3 protein-coding genes are annotated in these 2,456 nt (G+C 52.0%); all 3 read left to right on the forward strand.

The features are described from left to right. Positions 1 to 85: 85 nt before the first annotated feature. From Q3O60_RS17485 to tnpC, 3 genes are read left to right on the forward strand one after another with little or no spacing between them, the layout of a single operon-like run. Positions 86 to 460: a transposase gene (locus tag Q3O60_RS17485; protein WP_305895211.1), complete on the forward strand. Its 375-nt coding sequence runs from the start codon at positions 86 to 88 to the stop codon at positions 458 to 460. Then, the gene (gene tnpB / locus Q3O60_RS17490) at positions 457 to 804 is read left to right on the forward strand and encodes an IS66 family insertion sequence element accessory protein TnpB (RefSeq protein ID WP_305895212.1); all 348 of its coding nucleotides are present in this window, start codon (positions 457 to 459) and stop codon (positions 802 to 804) included. Before Q3O60_RS17485 ends, tnpB begins: the two co-directional genes overlap by 4 nt. A 49-nt stretch (positions 805 to 853) precedes the next feature. Further along, positions 854 to 2,383: an IS66 family transposase gene (tnpC, locus tag Q3O60_RS17495; RefSeq protein WP_305895213.1), complete on the forward strand. Its 1,530-nt coding sequence runs from the start codon at positions 854 to 856 to the stop codon at positions 2,381 to 2,383. Positions 2,384 to 2,456 lie beyond the last annotated feature (73 nt).

Below are 2,456 nucleotides of genomic sequence, written 5' to 3' on the forward strand. Positions count from 1 at the left end.
TTGTAAGCGTCCGGCGATCACATCTTTTATTTACTGACTGATCACGCATCATACCTATCACTGTTGCCAATCGTGAGAGTCATGAATGCCCGTATTAAAACAATCCGATGTGCGCCGGGTCTTTTCGCCTGAGTTTAAATGGCAGATTGTTCAGGAAACGAAAGAACGCACGCTGTCGGTCTCTGAGTTAGCGCGCAAATACGATGTCAATACCAACCAGGTGTTTCGCTGGGTGCGGGAAGTTAGCGTCGGTAATGCTTTGTGGGTCAGGCGCGCTAAAGGTGAAGTGGATACGCCAGCTGCCTCCACGCCATTCCTTCCTGTTAGTGTCCGAACGGTTGAAGCTCCGCCGGTCTTGCATAAACCCGCAATAACGGTTTCGTTTCGCAGTGGTCATCAACTGGTATTGCACGAGGCGACACCGGGTATGTTGCAGCAATTGGTGGCGGCGTTGTCATGATCACCTTATCCCATGAACTACGTGTATGGCTATGTGCCGGTTACACCGATATGCGCAAGGGCTTTGATGGCCTGGCGGCCATGGCACAGCATGTGTTGCAGAAAGACCCGTTTAGTGGTCATGTGTTTGTGTTTCGTGGGCGGCGTGGGGACCGGGTTAAACTGCTATGGTGGGATGGTCAGGGGTTGTGTCTGTTTTACAAACGCCTGGAGCAGGGGCGGTTCGTCTGGCCAAGTGCAAAATCCGGTGCCGTGTATTTAACTCAGGCCGAATTGGCGTTGTTACTCGAGGGCATAGACTGGCGCCCGCCTGCCAGAAAAAACGCGCCAAAAAATGCTGCATAAGCACAATTAATCAATGAGTTAGCCGTCATTTTATGCTATCATGCAGGGCATGAAAACGATGGCATCTCACTTACCAAATGACCCGAAACAGTTGCAGGAAATTATCCTTCAACTGCAGTCAACGCTTGCCCAGCAAGATACCGTTATTGCCTCGTTACGCCACCAGTTATCCGTGTTAAAACGTGCCCGCTTCGGGCGTTCATCCGAGCATCTCGACAAGCAAATTCATCAGTTGGAATTACAACTTGAAGAGCTGGAGATGCAGACCAGTGCCTTACCTAAGCTAGTTGCACCGGCAACAGAGGACAAAGCGACGCCACGTCGACGCGCTTCTCTGCCTGCACAATTGCCGCGAGAAGAGTTGCGTGTTGAAGCAGCCTGCCAGTGTCCGGCATGTCAGAGCGAATTAACCCATATCGGTGATGATGTCTCTGAAATGCTGGATGTGGTACCGGCATCTTACCGGGTTATCCGCATTGTGCGGCCAAAGTTCAGCTGCCAGCACTGCGACACACTGGTACAAGGCCAGGCGCCTGAGCGCGTGATTAAAAAAGGACTAGCCAGTGCAGCATTACTCACTCAAGTTATCGTCGATAAATACCTCGACCATCAACCGCTTTACCGCCAGGCTGAGCGGATGGAGCGCGAAGGGATTGATGTTGAACGCTCAACGTTGGCGGACTGGGTAGGAAAAACAGGTGCATTACTGACGCCACTGGCCGATGCTATCGGACGCCATGTGAAAGCAGGCTTGCATGTGCATGCCGATGACACGACCGCACCGACGCTATCACCGGGTAAAGGCCGCACCCAAACCGGGCGGTACTGGACTTATGTGCGTGATGGTCGCCCCTGGGGAGATACCATACCCCCCGCTGTTTGGCTGCAATACAGTGAAGACCGTAAAAGCATCCATCCTACTGCACACTTAAAAGGATACAAAGGCTCACTACAGGCCGATGCTTACGCCGGTTACAACGAATTATACAAGCAGCAAATAACACCACACGGATGCTGGGCGCACGTGCGGCGTAAGTTCTATGACATCACCCAATCGGGCCCGTCACCTTTAGCCGATGAAGCTATGGCCACTATCCAATCTCTGTATGTGATTGAGAAACAAGCTCGCGGCCAACCACCGGATGAACGACAACGGCTCCGAAGCACACAAGCTAAGCCTATCCTTGAGCGCTTCCATAGCTGGTTGCAGGCGACCTTGCGTACCTTATCGAAAGGCTCGCCGTTATCCAAAGCAATCCACTATGCCCTGAAGCAGTGGGAGGCGCTGGTTGCCTATGTGGATAATGGTTATGCTGAAATCGATAACAACAGTGCAGAGCGGTCATTGCGACCAATCGCCCTTGGCAGGAAAAATTACCTGTTTGCTGGTTCAGTAGCTGGGGGAGAACGGGCTGCCGTACTCTATTCAATACTCAGCACCGCCAAACTCAACAGTATCAACCCGAATAACTACCTGACCACGGTACTCAAACGCATCGGTAATCATCCCATCAACCGTATCGATGAGCTGCTACCCTGGAACATCGACTTATCCCCCCAGCCTGGTGAGGCGATTTAAGGCACTAAGTGTCCACTAAAAATTAAGTGGACACTTAAATTAGAGCTTCAACCTGTGATCGCCGGACGCTTAC

Source organism: Alkalimonas collagenimarina (genome assembly GCF_030717845.1).
GTDB lineage: Bacteria > Pseudomonadota > Gammaproteobacteria > Enterobacterales > Alteromonadaceae > Alkalimonas > Alkalimonas collagenimarina.

Bases quoted from the DNA above. Each gene is read 5' to 3' on its own strand.
- tnpB (WP_305895212.1), top strand. From the start codon at position 457: ATGATCACCTTATCCCATGAACTACGTGTATGGCTATGTGCCGGTTAC.
- Q3O60_RS17485 (WP_305895211.1), top strand. From the start codon at position 86: ATGCCCGTATTAAAACAATCCGATGTGCGCCGGGTCTTTTCGCCTGAG.
- tnpC (WP_305895213.1), top strand. From the start codon at position 854: ATGAAAACGATGGCATCTCACTTACCAAATGACCCGAAACAGTTGCAG.